Genomic DNA, 15,087 nt, shown 5'->3' with positions numbered 1-15,087 from the left:
ACCGGCCGCTCCCACCCCTGACGTCCGACCAAGCGGGGGAACTCGCCGTGCTGCTCGCGCCGCCGCGGCTGCCACGCCACGGCACCGTGGCCCACCCGTGGCCGCAACCACTGCCCGCGTTATGGTCCGGTCAGCTGGACCGACCCGAGCCGCTGCCGTACGTACAGGTGGAGCCGACCGTCGTGGCGGAGATCGACGCCGACGTGGCGTTCGAGCACCAGCGGTGGCGCCACCGGGTGCGACACGTCAGGGTGCGAGCGGAATTGTCGGTCTATGACGTGCCGCTGTTGCTCGTTGAGGAGGAGGGCTACTTCGGCGACCCGGGGCGAGCGTTGATGGACGGCTGATGGGACGCAGGTGCTCGCCGGATCCGCTGCAGGCCCGCCTGGCCCCGCAGCAGGCGCACCCGCTCCCACGTCGCCCACCAGCAGCTCGGCTGACATTGTCAGGAGCCGGGTCATACCCGCGGTTCTGGACGTCACCTTGGCGGGGGATCATGAAAGGCGGCGAGGGCTGACTGCGATACTCCCGCCCATGACGAGCACCCACACCGGCCTGACCGCCGGACCTGCGCAGCCTGGGCCGAACCAGATCCAGACCTGGCAGGACGCCGAGCACAATGCGGCAGAGTGGATGCGTTATTGGGGATACACGGATGCCACCGCAACGCCGGCCGGCTCCGACGGTGGGATCGACGTTCTGGCATCCTGTGCGGTTGCCCAGGTCAAATACCACGCCTCCGCTATCGGAAGACCAGCCTTGCAGCTCCTCTACGGAGCGCGCGGTGGCGCGTCGGACAAGCAACTGATCTTCTTCACGGGTAGCGACTACACCACGACTGCCGTCACATACGCCGATGAGAACGACATCGCGCTGTTCGTCTACTCGCTCGACGGCTCGATGCGGGCCATGAACGCGATCGCCGAGCGGATCAGCACCGCTAAGGTGGCGACTCAGCCGTCGAGCAAGAAGCTGACGAAGGCCTCCGCACCCTCCACCCCAACCGCGCCAGGCACCTGGCGGCAGGTCATCGGCGTTGGGCTGATCATTGTGCCCCTCCTGCCGCTGATCACTGGGAGGAACCCGTTCCAGGGGCCGACGGCCCAGACCATCATGAAGATCACCACGCTGCTGTCCGGCATCTATCTGTTCGCCTGGGGTCGCGGCGCAGGCAAAGCCGCTCGACGGAGCAAGGAATCGGCAGCCGAGGCGAGCAACGCCGCGTCGTCGCTGCCAACCCCGGCAGCCATGGCTCCAGATAAGCCCTCTGCCCCTGGCATCCTGCGGTTCCTGTCCGGGTGGCTGCTGCTCTGCGGGACGATCGTGCCGCCGGACGACGGAGTGTTCGCAGGAAGCACGACCCAAGATGTCGTGAAGATCCTCTGGGTCGTGCTCTCCTGCACACTCATGCTCTGGGGCCTCCTGACGAAGACCACGCCCAGGTCGCGCATCGGTCGCAGCACCTCCCAGGCCGAGGTGGCCGACACCGCGAGTGCCGATGACGCGCGGCCGGCCGAGGCAGAGGCAGAGGCAGAGGCAATCGATGGTGCCGGCGACGGCGGCGTACAGCAGGCCTCGACTGATCCGGCCGATGCTGCTGCCGAGAGAGGGCGTGCACTCGACACGGCCGCTCCACCGGCGATGCTCCTCCACAACCCCGACGTCCTGCCGGAGAACGTTTCGGCCGGGCAGCCGGGCGTGGTGGTTTCGTTGCCGGCCGAGGCGCAGCCCGCGCCCGTGCTGGCGGATACGCCGGCGTCGGTCGGGCCTGCGCCGACCCGCCCGCCGGCATCGTTCGAGCGCACTGCGACGGCTGCCGTGCCGGCCGAACCTACTTCTACGACACCGGCTGCATCTGTCGCGCCAGCCAATGATCCCGCCGAGGCAGGACAGACAGCGGACATCGCCGGGGCACCGGCGGTACTCGACGAACGTGACATCCACGGTCCCGACCCGCTTCGCGAGGATGCCCGCGTGGCGTGGGCGTATCGGAAGTATCTCCAGGCGCGCGGTTCCCGGCCGCTGCACCCAGCCGCCGGGGCGAGGCTGCTCGCCGCGGTCGATCCGGACGACCACGTGGAGATCATCGTCGAGGCCGGAGTCCAGTTCGAGGCCCGCCTGCTCGAGTTGCCCAAGCTGACCCGCGACGGTAATGCGCCGTTCGTCGCCGCCCGGACGATGCGCCGCTGGATCCTCGTCGAACGCGCCACCGGTGCAGTCACGGTCTGCACAGGGCCGTCGTTTCCGGGCATGATGGCGAGCACCAACCGAGCCACGACGTGGCCGAACGCCGGCTGGAGCCTGGCCGTCACCGCTGACGATGGCCGCAAGCTCGGTTTCAAGGTCTTCTCCGACGACGAACGGCTCGACCGACTAGAGCAGCTCATCAAGGACGGCGCCGCCGCCCAGATCATGCTGCTCCCCGAGCAGGCCGAGGTGCCTGCGCTTCCCGATCTGGGCGCCGCCGCCCCCACACGGCAAGCTGCGGTGGTGCCGCCTTTCCTGCCGTCAGACTGGCGCACCAGTGAGGAGATCGCTGCCGCCCACATGCGGGCGCTCGGCTTCGCCGATGCAGAGCTGACCGGTGGCAACCGGGACGGCGGCCTCGACGTTGTCGCCGGGGCCGGTGTGGCACAGGTGAAGATGCAGGCGCAGCCCGTAGGTGCCCCACTGGTGCAGCAGCTGCGAGGTACCCGGCCGCAGTCAGCGCATCACTTGTTCTACTCGACGTCCGGGTACACGGCCGCGGCGCGCGAGGCAGCCGCGGAGATCGGCGTGCACCTGTTCGTTATCGGCCGGGACGGCAGGGTATCGCCGGTCGGTGACGCCGCCGCCGAGCTCGCCGAGGCGGGCGTGCACGACCCGGACGCGGTCCGGCAGGTCACCGCACGCCGGATCGTGCAGGACTACGTCCAGGGCGTCGCCGACCGGATCATGGCCGCCGTTAAAGCCGTTGAACCTTCCGCGCCCGGTCGTACCGGCCGGTACTCGGGGCATCACGAGCGGGCGCTGCGGTACCTGCACCATGCGCTGGAGAACCTGAGCAACCGGCCAGAATCGTTCGAGTCAATGCGGTCCGCAGCTGTGTACTACCACCACACCGAACTGTTGGCCCACGTCTGGTTCCGAGAGATGGGGGTGCCGTACCCGGAAGGCGAACGCCTGCCCCGCGAGGCTGACACCTTGGATGCGTTCTATCGATGAGCAACGGCCGGTTATCCTCCTGTGCGTCGAAGAGGACGAACGCGGATGCGAGTGGCAGGTCGAGCACAGCGTCGAACCCTAAGTCCTCTTCCCGCCTGGAACGCAGCGGAGCCCCAGCAGGCGAGGGAGGCAATATGTTCCAGGCCCGGTACCTGCTTTTCTCGCATCGAGCACCCGCCGACGCAGAGCCACTGCGCACTCGCACGGTGACCTGAAGGAGGTGCTGGGCGGCGTCCCGCGCCGGCCGGCCCGCTGGAGGTCGCCGACGACCCGTGCCAGGTGATCCTCTCGGCGACCGGCCTGGTCGCGCGCACGACGGCGAGTCGGAGGAGCGGCCGAGGGGCGCCGGCGGCACGGCCGGGTCAAGCACGACGCGGTGCGCGCCGATCAATCCGGGGATGATCTTCCGCTGCCGGTACCACTTAGCGGTGGTTGCCGGCGCGAGTTCGGTTCCAGACGGTGCAGATCCAGCTTCGACTGGGTTGCGCCGGTAGCCTGGAGGAGCGGCCTCATCTCGTCAGGCGGTGCCTCGCTCCACTGAGTCGTGCGAACAGAGGCGGGCGTCGGCTGACGCCGTGCTTGTCGTAGACGTCATTAAGGACTCGTTCGGATTGGCCGATCACGAAGATCACAGCCGTGAGCAGGATGAGCAGGGCGCCGATGGTCGATAGCAGCCGCGCCGACGAGACATGCCCGACCAGGTAGGCGATGGCTCCGGACACGACTGCTGTCGCGACGGAGGCCGAAGCCAAGGTGAGAAGGAGCTTGCGGAGGTCGAGATACGCCTGAGGGCTGTCCGGGAACATCCCGGGTTCGAGTCGAGTGACGGTGTTAGCGAAGGCAGCGGCACCCAGCAGGGCGAAGGCGGCTGTGGCGATCCACCATGCCCGCGGGTCGTCCAGCAGGAGTGGCGGGACAATCTCACCGAGGCCCAGTATGACGGGGATGGCAGTGTCGCGGAAGGTGGGAGTCCAGCGCATAACTGTGGAGAACCACAGGTACTCGTACGAAACGATGATTAGGCAGGCCAGGGTCAGCGATGACTGTGCGACTGTGGGCAGTATTGGCAGTGGTTTGTCGTCACGCGTCAGGGCCTTGACGGTTTCCACGACGAGGACGCTGAGGGCTACGCCCTGAATGATGCTGATGTTCATCAGGTAGCCCTGCGGGAAGATCTCGATGGATCGCTTCCTCAAGATTTGCTGCCGGAGTGGCTCCAGAGCTCGCAGCGGCTCTTCGCCGGACGGCTGCGAACGGTGGGCGTTTCGAACGTCCGTGGCGGAGACATCTTCAGTGGGGACGGTGTCGACAGGGGTTGTGGATTTTGTCTCAGCAGGGGTGGCTTGGCCGAAGTAGCGGCTGGCCGAATAGGCGATCAGCACCGAGAAGGCCGCGACGAGTACTAGCGCCGACACAGGTATGACGGTCGGTACGGATGTGTTCGCGTCGGTGAAGGTGATCAGCGCAGCGGAGCCCAACAGCGAGGCGAAAGACAGTTGGGTGGCAAGGTGTGAAACCTTGGTGGCGACTTTGAAGCGAAGGGGAGAGGTGCGACCGAACAGTAGCCGGAGAAGGAGAGACGCCAACAATGTCGAAGTGAGGGCGGCAAGGGCCACCCAGTCGGGCCATCCGTAGAACATGGCTTTGCCCTGCGTCTGGATGAGGTGATCTCGAACGCCGCTCCACATCAGCAGAACGAGTACGGTCGGAAGGAACGACACGATGATGCTGCGCAGGAACTTGATCGCAGGGATGCTGAGGGGCCGCCCCCTGGGCGCGTCGTCTTGAAGATCGCAGAGCAGGATGTAGACCGCATAAATCAGCATCGCACCGGCTATGCTGAAGCCCATTCCGGCAACTGTCTGCAAGCTCGCGACGCGCACCGATCCCACCGGCTCGCCTGCCACCAAGGCGTAGTCGAGGCTGGCTGCGACCAAGCCGATGAAGGCGCTTACCAGTGGCCCGAGGCTGCGAACAACCCCAGCGGCTGCATGGTTGGCCCCCAGTTGGGTGGTCACGAGACCGACCACCCCTGCGAAGCCGAATCCGGCAAGGACACCCGCGAGCTGCGAGTAGAAGCCTGCGACGGCTGGGAGGTCGGGTACGTCGGTCGCATGCCACGTCCCGATCACGCGGCGATCCTGGTGTCGGCCTCGGGGCGGTTAATTCGGTGCTCTGTGTTCGACGGGTGGTGGTGACAGGTCCGAGCAGCGAGCACGGCAAACAGCGCCAGGATGGCAAAAGTGGCGAGTTCGATGACGATTTTCAACGGGTCGGGGAGCAGGTAGTCGGCCGGCATCGTGGCGACGGCAATCGCGCCGACCACCGTTATGGCGGGTACGCCGATGATGAGCCATGCCATGGCCCGAGCGGTCCAAGCTGGCGCTGGAGACTGAGGCGTCCGGAAAGCGATAAGGGCGACAACGCCGATGAGAGCGAGGAGGACGGTCAGCCAAACGCCCAGACCGTAGGGTCGGGTAAGGGTGAGCTGGCTTGTCGCGGCGCAGGGCCCCGCAGGGGCCACGTCCCTGCACTGCTTGATGAAGAGGTCCATGCTCGCCGCAGCGACGAGCAGCATGGCTATCGCTGGACCTACTATTGCTAGCAGCACCCGTGCTGAGGCGAGCATGGGTTCGAGGTGCTTGAACGGGGTAGCTGCTAGCGCGGTGGCGAAGAACATCCCGAGGATCGCCAGGCCGAACGCTGGACCGTTGACCATGATCCCGGACAGGGAATTCCCGGTATCTGGTGGGCCGCCAGCCAGCATGCCGTACAGCACCGCGCACACGACCAGTGCGCCCAGCGTATTGAATAGCACGATCGTCACCTGGCGCCGGACCTCGGACAGAAGTTGGTGCGCTGCGCCTTGCTCGGGAGTTGGTTCTATTGGTTCTTCGGTGTGCCGGTTCAGGTATGACAACAGGGTCGTGAATGCGAAGCCTGACAAAACGCCGGCTATCTGGGAGTAGAGGCTTGCCGTTGCGCTGATGTTGATGAAGGGTGTGTCAGCCACAGTTCCCCCATAGGCCCGGTTTGAGGTCTTCGAAGCTGGTTGCCTTTCGTGCACTGCAGTAGGTCCCGGCAGCGTGACATTTTGTGCACGGTTGGCCCATCGGCTGAAGGTTCAGTCGATGTCGATGAAGCAGCAGTGCGTCTGTCTGAATTGAGCGGGACACTTCCCGGTCATCGAGTCGCCTGCTAAAGTCTGCCGCTTTGTTCACCTCGTCGAGCCGCGCCCCTACCTCGAGGCAAGATCGCCATTTCGATGGGCGGTCTTTGACTGCGGCATGCGTGACCTCGCTTGATGACCTGCCCTGTCCGTGCAGCAGCTTGAGCCGGCTCGTAGACCTACGGCGCGGTGGCCAGGACCGTCGACGTGGCAGCTGCCGTCGTCGGTGTGCCGGTGCACTACAACAGGATGTGGATCCTGCGCTTATCCGTCGTCGGCGGGCCCGGCATACCGGTACACCGGCGGGCTGTCCTGCACGCGGTCGCGGACATACCGGTGCTCGACCGGCGGACGGGGATGGTCCTCCGCGCCGATGTAGAAGCCGGTCTGCAGGAGCAGCACCACCTGGGGCAGCTCTCCTGCCTCGCCGACCTCGACCGGCGCGAGGCGGCCGTCGGCCGGGCCGCCCAGGAACCAGGCCTCCACAGCCGGCATCAGTGACTGCCCACCGCGTCGCCGATCACGGACCTCACCGCCGCGACCGCCCTGATGAGGCTCCCGACCGCAGTGACCGCCCCATCCGGGCGCGGTCATCTCGCGCCGTCACTTTCTCCGCCCGACGTGCCGGCGTTTGTCGCGCCTGTTCATGCTCGTGTCCTCTCGTCGCCTGCGGGCGCCGCGAGTGACGCCCTTGAGTACCTCATCAGCAACCACGGCGGGCGCGCTGCCCTGAAGGGGCCAACTGTGGATAACTCGGCGGCCAATGGAGGACGCAGCCGCTCTGTACCTGTGGTGTGAGCACGGCCAGCTTGGAGGCGAGCAGGCCCGGGCATGACGGTGTCGGAGGCGCACCGATGGGTTCACCGGCTTCCTTGGTCCTGTGGCACCCGGGCATCAGTATCGATCTATCAGCATGCTGTGGGGAGGGATTCCATGGAGCCGTGGACGTTGGCGCAGGTGGACCAGTGGCTGAATTGGATCCACCAGCACCAGGGCGAGTTCGACTACCGGTACATCTACTTCGCGTATCTTGCGGCGCGTTTCCCCGATCCCCTGGGCGGCGAGATCACCACGACGGTCGACCCCGACGGCAGTTGCCTGCTTCAGGCCGGAGGCCATGATCGCGGGCTTCGGCTGGCGGACGAGCGTGAGCGGGCCTTGTTCATCGAGCATCTCGAGCGGCGGTACTGCGGCGACCGGTATCCGAACATGCAGGAGTGGGAGGCAGCTGAGCACGAGGCCTTCCTTGAGGAGCGAGCCCAGTGGCGGCGCCTCGGCTAGCGGATGTCGCCAGTCCACGATCGTCGGGACGCGTCCACATCCTCGCCGACCACGGTCAGTGATGTGTGATGACGATGCGGTGATCGTCGTGTTTGACTGGGATCTATGCGGTCGGGGGAGACGCGGCTGGCGATCGACTGGGGTGCTGCCAGCACGACGGCGGTGCTGGCGTGGCCCGACGGGTCCTGGCAGCCGCTGAGGTTCCGTGCGGAACCGGCGTTGTCCAGCGCGGTGTTCCTGTCCGAGGACGGCAGGATCGTCACGGGGCAGCCTGCCTGGCAGGCCGCCGTGACGCGGCCGGAGCGGTTCATCCCGGCGCCGCGCCGCTCGATCGAGCAGCAGGTGCCAGTGGCCGGCGGCGAGGTGGAGGAGCTGGATCTGGTCGCGGCGACGCTGCGGCAGGTCGCCGAGCACGCCAGGAACGTCGCCGGCGGCGAGGTAGCCGATGTGCGGCTGGTCGTTCCGGCAGGGTGGGGGCCACGACGGCGCACCTGGTTCCGGCACGCGGCGCATCGGGCCGGCTTGCCGCAGCCCCGTCTGGTGGAGGCGCCGATAGCCGTAGCGACCCATCTCCTCGCGACGGGCGTGCAGCTGCCGGTCGGCTCGTATGTCGTCGTGTGCGACGTGGGCGCCGGCGCGGAGGTGAGTGTGCTGCGGCGCGGGCCGGCCGGGTTCGAAGTTCTCTCCACCCTGGCCGACCCGATCGCGGGTGGGTCCGCGGTCGACGACGCGTTGACCAGTGCACTCACCGGCGATGTGAGCGGTTCGGTGTCGGATGGCTCCCCGTGGGCGCTGCTGGCCAGCGTCCGCGCCGCTAAGCACGCCCTCGCCGAGCATCCGGCGGTGACCGTGCCGCTGCCGGACGGGCCGGCAGTGGTGGTGAACGGGACGCTGCTGGAGCAGGCCACGCGGCCGGTCGCGGAGCGCATCGCCCACCTCACTGTGGAGGCGATCGCCGCGGCGGAACTGCAGCCAGCCGATGTCGCCCCCCTCTACGTGGTAGGCGGCATGGCCGCCATGCCCGCAGTGGAGAAGGCCCTCACCGAAGGCGTCGGGGTGGCGCCGACGGTGCTCACCGATCCGGCGCTGGCCGCCGCCCGCGGCGCAGCGGACGCCGGCAGCGCAAGCGCCGAGGGCGAGACGGAGACGGTGGAGTCACCGGTGCCGCCGGTGCGGCGAGCGGTGGCCATCGCCGTGCCGGGCTTCGCCTCGCTGGGCCTGGTGACGCAGTTCCTGCTCACCCCGGAATGGAACGGCGGGTTCCTGCACCGGTGGGCGCTACTGAACTGGGGCGAGCTCGCGATGGCCGCCGTGTTCGCCCTGGTCGCCGCACTCGGCGCGGGCACCGTGATCGCCTCCGCGCTCGCCGCCCACACCAGCGGCGAACCGATGTCCCCGGGTGGGCAGGTCGGCACCGGCATCCTCGCGTCGGCGTCGCTGGGCGTGGCGGTGGCCGGCCTGTACGCGGTGGTCGGCAGCGTCTACATCGGCCAAGAGGTGACACCGTTCCTGCGCTGGACGCTGCTGCCGATCGCGCCAGTGGTCGTGATAGCCGCAGTGATGGCGGTGGTCGCCGCCCGCCAGTGGCGCACCCCCCACGGCGGCTGGTCCCAACTGCTGGCGTTCCCGGCCCTCTCCGTGGTGACCGCCGCTGTCGGCATGGCACTCATCCAGTACTCCCTGACGGCAGCCCGATGGCCGGAAGTGGTGCTGTGGATCGACGCCGCCGGCCGTCTCGGCGGCCTACTCCTCGGCATCGGCGTGGTGACAGCGGTCGTGTCCACCCCGCTGCTGCGGCTGATCCTCGCCGCCCCCCTCGCAGTGATCACCGCAGCGATCGTCAGCCGCCCCGCATCCGGCATCCTCGGCGTCATCTACGCCGCCGCAGTCGCGATGTGGTGGATCCGCCAGGTGTGGACACGCATCCTTCACCCCACCCGACCGCCGGTACGCACACCATGACCACCACCGCACCCGCATGTCATGGCGGTGGGTGAGATGCGCTGGCCCCGCCAGGCGGTATCAACGCTGCTCCTCGCGCTTCTCCTGCTCCTCCCGCCGATAGTGCTGACGAGAGTCGTCGGTCGGCTGGCGGACGACTGGCCGGGCATACGGCAGTGGGTAGAGCAACCACTGACCGAGCACACCCTGACCGTCGCGGTGACCGCAACGGCATGGGTGATCTGGTTGATGCTCGCCGCCACGGTCACCCTCCGGGCCGCCGCCCGCGCCCGGGCAGCAGCAGGGTGGCTCCGCAAACTCCCGCTGCCCACCCCGCTACAGGCCACCGCCACCGGCGTCGCCGGCGCCGCCGCGCTCAGCGCCGGCGCCCACACCGCCGTGACCGGCACCGCAGCCGAGAATCCGCTGCCCGCGACCGCCCCAACCCTCGACCACCCAGCCGACACCGACATCACCCACCCGCCCGACCTCGGCGACGCGAACGGGGTGGAGGTACCGGGCGGCTGGCTGCCGCGAGAGACCGCCGAGCATATCGCCGCAGCAGCCGCACTGGTGTGGCTGCGCCGCCGACGCGCCTACCAACCCCACCCACCAGACGGAGCACGAGACGGCGACGACCTGGCACCGTTGCCCGCCACGGTCACCAACCTCCAAACCGCCCTCGCCTCCACACCGCCCGACGCGGCCACCGGCATCGCACACCACCAGCCCGCGGGATCGATCGCGTCGCTTCCCCCGGGCCGGATAGCCCTGACAGGCCCGGGTGCCCTCGACGCGGCCAGAGGCATGCTGGTCACCACCGTCCTCACCCGGCTGCGCCACCCCGCGCCAGCAGCACCCCTCGTGATCACCCGCACCGCGGCGACCATGCTCCTCGGCGCGGACATCTCCGCACAGGAACTGCCCGGCGTGCGGGTAGTGGACAACGCCGAGGCGATCCTCGCGTCATCGCCCGCAGCCGAGGACCCCACGCGAGAGGAGACCAACCGCTCAGCCGCGTCCGACCGGCCGGTGCTGATCCTTGAGTCCTCACCGCAGTCCGGACCGGTCGCGGCGGCGCTGACGGCCGGCACCGGCACCGCCATCATCCTTAGCGCCACTACCGCCGACGCGATCTGGCATGTCGACGCCGCCGGCCACACGGTCGACCCGCGTCACCCCGACCGCGCAGGGCTGCGGCTGTGCGTGCTCGACCCGGCGGCCGCCACCGACCTGCTCACCGTGATCACCCAAGCGCACCCACCCGACACGCGACCCGGCGCCGTTCCACAGGCCGCCACCGTAGCGGCACCCGAGCGACAGCTCATTCCCCGCCAGACAACCGGGACCCATCGAATCCACCCACCGCCGCATGCCACCACCGGCCCGCTCGACCTGCGAGTTCTCGGCGAACCAACACTGCTCGCCGACGGGACGCCCGTGCCGATCCGACGCAACGCCGCCCTACAGGTTCTGGTCTTCCTCGCCGTGCACCCCGACGGCGCCACCACCGGACAGCTCGTCGAAGTGATCTGGCCCGGCCTGCCCGCCCACCGGCTCACCGGCCGCCTCTACACCACACTCAGCGACCTCCGAGCAACCCTGCGAGCCGCCGGCGGCCTCGCCGTCCTCGACCACACCGACAACCGCTACCGCCTTCACCCCGCGCACCTGGATGTCGACCTCTGGCGACTGCGCACCCTGGCCGCGCACGCCGCCACCGCCCTCACCAACCCGGCCGCCGCGTGGCAAGCAGTCGTCGACGCCTACACCGGCGACCTCGCCGCCGGCCACCCTTGGCCCTGGCTCGACCCCGCCCGGGAGGCCACCCGCCGTCACATCCTGGACGCCTACGCGGCTCTGGCCGCCGCCGAGCCGAACCCGCGACGCGCCCTCGACCTCCTTCAAGCCGGCATCCGCGTCGACCCGTACAACCAAGCCCTGCACCAGCGGGCGATCGGGATCCTGACCGCTCTCGGCGACCACGACAACGCCGCCGAACTGGCCGACACCTACGCCCAGCGTCTCTCCGCCGCAGGACTCGCACCCGCCGACGTCCGCCATCCCGGGCTGCAGAATGGCGCGGAGCCGATGTACCGCCGGTAGCTGTCGCAATAGGTCTCCTCCCTGTACCACCGCACCTATCGGCGTCGGCTCAACCCGCATAGCCATAGGTCAACGTGGTCCGTAGCCAGCGACACGGCATCCGCCGGTCGCTGTATCCGCTGCTGCCGATGACCGGACGTCCAACCGCGAGCGCGAACACGGTCCCTCGCTGTTCGACTACTGACGCATCTCACGGCCGACGTCAGCTACCTGTGCGATGCCCCGCACATTCGCCGCATTTCGGGTGCGCCGAGGTAAGGGCTAGTGTGGCACCATCCAGGGGCCGCCACAGGGGCCGCCTGCGGAACGCGCCCAGGACGCCCGACCGGACCTCGGAGCACGATGTGGGGCCGTCGAGTTGGCCCACCGAGCGTTCCCGAGGGTCGCCAAGGCCGCTGTCGTTGATGCTGTCGGTGGGGCGGCAGGCCAGGGCTTCGCCGACGCCAACAAGGTCATCCGTGCTGAGCGAGATTGGGCTGGTCGTGCAGGCCGAGCTGGCGGGTCCAAGCGGCCAGGTCGGCGATGCAGCCCGCATAATGTTGCTTGCGTTACATACCGTATCTGCCAGCGCGGCGTTATAACCCAGCGGCAGTGAGGACCAGCTCATGTCCACGAAGCGGTGGCGGATAGGCGGTCGGAATATGCGCGTCGTCCCGATGCGCGACATGGATGAGTTACGCCGGTATATACACGAACACCGGACGACTGACCTGATCTTGGACGTAGAACCGTGGCTTGTTCACTGGTCTGAGCCGGCCGAGGTGCTGGCGGCCCGGATGGTCATGTGGCAAGATCCGGCGTTCCCGCAATGCACCGTTCGGCTGTGCACCAACTCCACGCGCTTCAGCCCGCTGGACGTGACCGTGCGCCTGATCAGTGCAGCCCGTAAGCCCCGCACCGCCCGATGTCACCTCGGCCAGCTGGGCGAGCGCCCGTTGGTGGCCGGTGACCTGCTGCTGCTCGACGGCCTGCTGGCCCGCCGGCTGCCGGCCGACTTTGCTTGGTTGAAGTGGCGCGGCGCGAGCCCGCCTTGGCCACGTGCACTGCGGGCTGCGGACCGGGTGGCGGCGCCCCTGTTGCTTGTGGGCAGGTGACCGGATGTCGACCGCCAACCGCACGCTGGACGCCCTGATGCTGGACTACAGCGAAGCCCGCGATGACGAACGGAGTTTCGCTGCCGTACAGGGGTCGGTGGTTGCCCTCGCCCTGACGGGCGTGGCCCTGCTTGGAGCGCTCGCGAATGAGGTCGCCGCCGGCAAGCATGTACCGCCCCCACTGATTGCTGGCGCGCCGCTGATCATTTTGTGCATTCTGGCGTTCGGCCAGTTGACGGGTGCACTGGCTGTGCTGCGCAGTTTCTACCTGCGCTCGCTGGAACGGGAGATTCGCAGCCACCTGGAACTGCGGGACTTGGCTGACTATCCCGCGCTGCAACCGCTGAGTTACGCCGAGCTCACGGTCTCGTACACCACCTTGGCCAGGGGCCGGGGGTTCGGCAGATTCATGGCACTGTTGATCTTCGTGGCCCTGTGGTTGGTGTTCGGTGGCCTAACCCTGTTCCTTGCTCTCTGGCTTACCCCGCCCTGGCAGATCGTCATGGCGGTCGTGTATGGCGGCGGGGCGCTGACGATCTTCACCGACACGGTTCGGACTAACCTGTACGGGCGCTCCTTCTTCCATCGGCACGTCGCGCTGGCCAACCGACGACGAACCGGGTCGATGCTGCCTAGCAATTCGCTTACGCCAGCCCGCAGCACGAATCTCATCAGATACCTGGTCTTGCCCCGGCCGGACGACCTTGTCAAGGGGCTGTTCGTGGTAGCCGGCATCGCCGTCGCGCTGATAGCCGGTCGGGACGGGCGGTCGGCCCCGGCCACCGGCGCATTGGTGCTCTTCGTCATCGCCGTCGAGTGGCTCGTCTACCAATCTCGGTACCAGTGGAACGACATTCGGGGCATCACTGAAGATGCGCAGGCGCCGAGCAGCGCCCAGCGGGGCCGACTGCCAGGCGGTGCGGCGAGCGTCCCGGCATCGCTGCTAGCAATGCTTCTGCGCATGATCGTGGTGGGCTGGGTCGTTGCGCTCGACTGGCCGGGCGAGTCGCGGGTGTCTCGCGCGGATTTCGTATTGTTGATTGCAGTGCTCTTGATCTATGGCGTGGGCATCGGATACGAGACGATTCGGCACGCCGCTCGGCTTGCCAGCCACTCGACGTGGCCGAACCTGCTGTTGACACTCGGAGTGGTCGGTGTCGGATACCCGGTTCGGTTCGTGCTCGGATGGTGGGCCGCGGGTGGGCCGACGTGGAACGTCTCGCTCGGCTGGATGCTGGTCGCCTGCTGGGGCCTCGGCGTGCTCTTCGTGTCGCTCACCTGGATCTTGGAGTTCGCCGACCACATCCACTCCTACGTCGACCGAGACCGGTCTGCTTACCGGGTGAGCCCAACGGTTCTGAGCAAACCACACCTGCTTCGGCTCGCGAAGCTGAGCGGGATCCGGTCCGAAACCTCGAACCTGGTAGGTTCCGACCCAGTCGACGGAGGCAAGTTACGTATCATCCCGCGCACCTGGTTCCGGCCCTGGTGCCCATGGCTGGTCGGCGGAGCGGTCTGGTACGTCGCCGTATCGCTGTCCCTGCGCGACCTTCTCGACGCTCCCGACTTACGGCTATGGCCGTGGGGTCTCGCCGCTGCCGCGATACTCACACTGCCCGTCACCAGTAGGGGCGGCCTATTGCCAAACCTCGCCGCGAGCCTGATCTTCACCACCGGGATGGTCTGGTCTCTGCAGGTCACCACACCGACCGGCGGCCTCGCGGACCGGCCAGCAGCCGTCGTCATCCTGTTCACCGCTGCTCTCCTACCGTCGGTGCTGTATCTCAACTTCTATCTCTCCACGTACCAGAGCACTCGTGCGGTAGCAGAACGAACGATCCGCACGGTCATTGGCGCGCTGAGGTGGCTGGCGCTGTGGTTCATCGGCGCACCACGCCGCACCACAGCTCCTTCGACCGATGTGAGGACAGATTGAAAGCGTCGACTCCCACGACCTCGACGGACAACGGGTGCCTCAAGGGCGACGGTCGTTACGGCGCACCCGCAGGTGATCGACCGCTTGGCGACTCAGTTCACGTGATGCGGCAGGCCGAGGACCAAACGCTGGACTAATGGCGTGACGACCGCGAACGGAGCCGTGGCTGCATCCGCTCATGCCGAATCGAGTGCACGTGATCATGCCGGCCAGGCGTGGCGCTTCACGGCAGGTTGAAGGTGGCCCCGGAAGCGGCGAGGGTGGCTCTTGGGATGTCGAGCAGGAGGGCGTTGCGGACGTGTCGATGGCCGGACCACGCTTGAGGAAAGATCAGATTCCACCCTTCGATAAATCGG

The 15,087-nt window shown here is 67.8% G+C and carries 10 protein-coding genes and 1 pseudogene; 8 read left to right on the top strand and 3 right to left on the bottom strand.

The window, feature by feature from the left end; genetic code table 11:
* Window positions 1–47 precede the first annotated feature (47 nt).
* The 3 genes and pseudogenes from ACN26Y_RS28725 to ACN26Y_RS28715 all read left to right on the top strand — a co-directional run.
* Window positions 48–347: a hypothetical protein gene (locus tag ACN26Y_RS28725; RefSeq protein WP_422733909.1), complete on the top strand. Its 300-nt coding sequence runs from the start codon at window positions 48–50 to the stop codon at window positions 345–347.
* Between the two features lie 187 nt (window positions 348–534).
* On the top strand, window positions 535–3,204 hold the full coding sequence (locus tag ACN26Y_RS28720; protein WP_422733908.1) for a restriction endonuclease: 2,670 nt from the start codon (window positions 535–537) through the stop codon (window positions 3,202–3,204).
* A gap of 127 nt (window positions 3,205–3,331) precedes the next feature.
* Window positions 3,332–3,589 (top strand): annotated as a pseudogene (locus ACN26Y_RS28715) (DNA topoisomerase IV); the annotation flags it as partial.
* A gap of 124 nt (window positions 3,590–3,713) precedes the next feature.
* Here ACN26Y_RS28715 and ACN26Y_RS28710 read toward each other — a convergent pair.
* The 3 genes from ACN26Y_RS28710 to ACN26Y_RS28700 all read right to left on the bottom strand — a co-directional run bounded on the left by ACN26Y_RS28710 (window position 3,714) and on the right by ACN26Y_RS28700 (window position 6,868).
* Complete coding sequence (locus tag ACN26Y_RS28710) at window positions 3,714–5,336, bottom strand: hypothetical protein (protein WP_422733907.1); 1,623 nt, start codon at window positions 5,334–5,336, stop codon at window positions 3,714–3,716.
* A complete protein-coding gene (locus tag ACN26Y_RS28705) occupies window positions 5,333–6,217 on the bottom strand; it encodes a hypothetical protein (RefSeq protein WP_422733906.1) in 885 nt (294 codons plus the stop codon). The genes ACN26Y_RS28710 and ACN26Y_RS28705 overlap by 4 nt, the downstream gene beginning before the upstream one ends.
* Window positions 6,218–6,637: 420 nt before the next feature.
* Window positions 6,638–6,868: a hypothetical protein gene (locus ACN26Y_RS28700; protein WP_422733905.1), complete on the bottom strand. Its 231-nt coding sequence runs from the start codon at window positions 6,866–6,868 to the stop codon at window positions 6,638–6,640.
* Between the two features lie 438 nt (window positions 6,869–7,306).
* Between ACN26Y_RS28700 and ACN26Y_RS28695 the strand changes: the two genes are divergently transcribed.
* From ACN26Y_RS28695 to ACN26Y_RS28675, 5 genes are all read left to right on the top strand, one after another.
* Window positions 7,307–7,654 (top strand): hypothetical protein, encoded by a 348-nt coding sequence (locus ACN26Y_RS28695; protein ID WP_422733904.1) that lies wholly within the window; start codon window positions 7,307–7,309, stop codon window positions 7,652–7,654.
* 105 nt (window positions 7,655–7,759) lie between these two features.
* Complete coding sequence (locus ACN26Y_RS28690) at window positions 7,760–9,616, top strand: Hsp70 family protein (protein ID WP_422733903.1); 1,857 nt, start codon at window positions 7,760–7,762, stop codon at window positions 9,614–9,616.
* Between the two features lie 21 nt (window positions 9,617–9,637).
* A complete protein-coding gene (locus ACN26Y_RS28685) occupies window positions 9,638–11,701 on the top strand; it encodes an AfsR/SARP family transcriptional regulator (RefSeq protein WP_422733902.1) in 2,064 nt (687 codons plus the stop codon).
* A gap of 605 nt (window positions 11,702–12,306) precedes the next feature.
* Window positions 12,307–12,795, top strand: coding sequence for a hypothetical protein (locus ACN26Y_RS28680; RefSeq protein ID WP_422733901.1), 489 nt, complete (start codon window positions 12,307–12,309; stop codon window positions 12,793–12,795).
* Window positions 12,796–12,799: 4 nt separating this feature from the next.
* Window positions 12,800–14,731: a hypothetical protein gene (locus ACN26Y_RS28675; RefSeq protein ID WP_422733900.1), complete on the top strand. Its 1,932-nt coding sequence runs from the start codon at window positions 12,800–12,802 to the stop codon at window positions 14,729–14,731.
* Window positions 14,732–15,087 lie beyond the last annotated feature (356 nt).

Source organism: Micromonospora sp. WMMD558, from assembly GCF_049315255.1.
Taxonomy (GTDB): Bacteria; Actinomycetota; Actinomycetes; order Mycobacteriales; family Micromonosporaceae; genus Micromonospora.
The sequence above is the reverse complement of the archived record's forward strand: the minus strand, read 5'-3'. Positions and strand labels throughout refer to the sequence as shown.

Coding starts and splice junctions, on each gene's coding strand:
- ACN26Y_RS28675 (WP_422733900.1), top strand. CDS start 12,800: ATGTCGACCGCCAACCGCACGCTGGACGCCCTGATGCTGGACTACAGC.
- ACN26Y_RS28700 (WP_422733905.1), bottom strand. CDS start 6,868: ATGCCGGCTGTGGAGGCCTGGTTCCTGGGCGGCCCGGCCGACGGCCGC.
- ACN26Y_RS28680 (WP_422733901.1), top strand. CDS start 12,307: ATGTCCACGAAGCGGTGGCGGATAGGCGGTCGGAATATGCGCGTCGTC.
- ACN26Y_RS28720 (WP_422733908.1), top strand. CDS start 535: ATGACGAGCACCCACACCGGCCTGACCGCCGGACCTGCGCAGCCTGGG.
- ACN26Y_RS28695 (WP_422733904.1), top strand. CDS start 7,307: ATGGAGCCGTGGACGTTGGCGCAGGTGGACCAGTGGCTGAATTGGATC.
- ACN26Y_RS28685 (WP_422733902.1), top strand. CDS start 9,638: ATGGCGGTGGGTGAGATGCGCTGGCCCCGCCAGGCGGTATCAACGCTG.
- ACN26Y_RS28690 (WP_422733903.1), top strand. CDS start 7,760: ATGCGGTCGGGGGAGACGCGGCTGGCGATCGACTGGGGTGCTGCCAGC.